This window comes from Paenibacillus sp. P4_E11 (genome assembly GCF_056401635.1).
In genome coordinates this window covers 1-2,004 of record NZ_JBFUIX010000376.1, presented here as the reverse complement: position 1 = coordinate 2,004, position 2,004 = coordinate 1, and the positions used below count along the sequence as shown (strand labels likewise).

The 2,004-nt window shown below is 49.4% G+C and carries 3 protein-coding genes; all 3 read left to right on the top strand.

The genetic code is table 11. The annotated features are described in order from the left end of the window. Window positions 1-694 (top strand): sigma-70 RNA polymerase sigma factor region 4 domain-containing protein (locus tag AC1DWB_RS34180; protein WP_477545526.1); only part of this gene is annotated, 694 nt, incomplete at its 5' end. An 81-nt stretch (window positions 695-775) separates the two neighbouring features. After that, window positions 776-1,231, top strand: coding sequence for a hypothetical protein (locus tag AC1DWB_RS34175; RefSeq protein ID WP_477545525.1), 456 nt, complete (start codon window positions 776-778; stop codon window positions 1,229-1,231). A 75-nt stretch (window positions 1,232-1,306) separates the two neighbouring features. After that, window positions 1,307-2,004, top strand: a 698-nt coding sequence (locus AC1DWB_RS34170) for a VOC family protein (RefSeq protein ID WP_477545524.1), incomplete at its 3' end; no start/stop codon positions are given.

The window sequence follows — 2,004 nt, the reverse complement described above, 5'->3', positions numbered from 1 at the left end:
TCCTGAATCTATGGAACAACTAGAACAATTGGACGATCATAACGATAGGCTGCAACAGGAAGAGATGGGAGAATTACTTCGTAATTCACTGCGGCCGCTATCAGAGCAGGCACGATCCTTATTGACCACTTATGCGACCGAGGACGCTACCCCGGAAGAGCTGGCATCACGGTTCGGGATGAATAAAAGCAACGTATACAATATTATCTCCCGTTCCCGCTCCAAAGCGAATGACGAACGTTTCCGTCTGGAAGTAGAGCGTCACTTGAAGCGCCGGAGGCAGGAAGGAAAGACTGTAGAGTGTCAACTGGTGCCGCCTGTGCACACACAACCTTATTCCCTTATGTCCGCTGCTATCTGGGAAGTGCTTCGTGCAAGCGATGATATGGGGTATACGTTAACAGATGTATTGGGAATAAGCGGCGAAGCATTCCGCTTGAATGTAGCGGTGAACTGCCACTGGCAAGGCATCTCTACGTTCGATTGGAGCTACTCGGCTTATCGCATGATGGAAAGGCTAGGGGTTACGGGACATTGCTATGGTCGGCCGGGAAGGAAAGCGGTGACACCGGAAGATCAGATTCGGCTGCTTGCGATGATTCAGGATTGCATCGACTCGGGCAGGCCTGTGATCGTGTTCAACATGATCATTAATGAGTTCGGATACATATATGGATATGACGACGCAGCTTGAACATTATCCTATCGCGGGTATAACCGGATCAACCGAACATTCCCATATGTGCAGTTGGGACGAACAGCAGAAGAACCGGGGTTGTTCATAGCTACGATCCACGGGAGAACCACACCGCCTGTCTCTGAACTTGCCATAATCTCTTCTATAGTAGACCATGCTCAAGGGAAGGAACCCCCGGTCCCAGGTTTTGCATTTGGCCTGGACGGATACCGGCTCTGGCTGGAAGCGGTACATAGCGGGAATCTGGATCTGCAGGGACATGCCTATCAAGTGGCAATACTGGCTGAAGCCAGGCATCATGCTGCCCTGTATTTGCAAATCTTATCTGGAAAAGTACGCAATGTGGAACGAGCAGAGAAACTGGCGCAAGCAGCTGCCTGCTATCGCCGTGTTCACGCTTCATTCAATCGGTTGTATCCGTCTTTTCCGTTCGGCTATGGAAACAGCATGCCGGCAGATTGGCTATCATTAATGATGGGCTCACCGATGCCGCTCAGGCGGAAGYGGAAGGAATATCAATATTATCGTCGATAGTCCGTTCATCTTGATAGAAACTAGATTCGGCTCGTGTCTAAAGGTTGTAGTTCACTTATAGAGGAGGAAAAACAGATGACACACCCAATCAAGAGCCACATGCCAACGATTTTTATTCCGGTTAGCGATTTGAAGAGATCCACGGAATGGTATGCAGATTTACTGGAGCAGCCCATCGTAGCCAAACAAAGCGGCGGGCAAATTTATTATTTCAATTTTGACGGAACGGACATTATTCTGGACAGCAATATTTGGGGCTTCCCGCCAACGATTATGTTTAACACGGATGACATTGATGCTGCCTATTCGTATTGCCAAGCTCATCCGCATCAGTTCTTGTCGGAAGTGTTCCGCTTCCACAATGTATCGTTCTTCAACATTAACGCCAATATGTTATGCCAGTCGCACGAAGCACCATCTACCGGAATCTCTATGCCGTTTCATCCACTCTTGCAGCGCATTAGCCGCGTCTTCGTTCACGCAGACCAGCTCCCGGACTCCATTGCCTGGTATGAGARCTTCCTGCAACGCAAGATTGAAGCCGATCCTTGGCTGAACGGACTATCGTCGATCCGAATGGAGCGAGGGGCACATCTGCTTTTTGACGACAACCGGTTGAGCCAAACGCCGCGTGTATTCTTCGATCGACTTCAGTTGGATCTACGAGTCAATCCGGTCATCATCATCGAAACACCGAATATAGAAGCTGCCTACGATTATGTCCATTCCAAGGGGGCAAATATCATTCAGGGGATCGAAACACGTCTTGACGT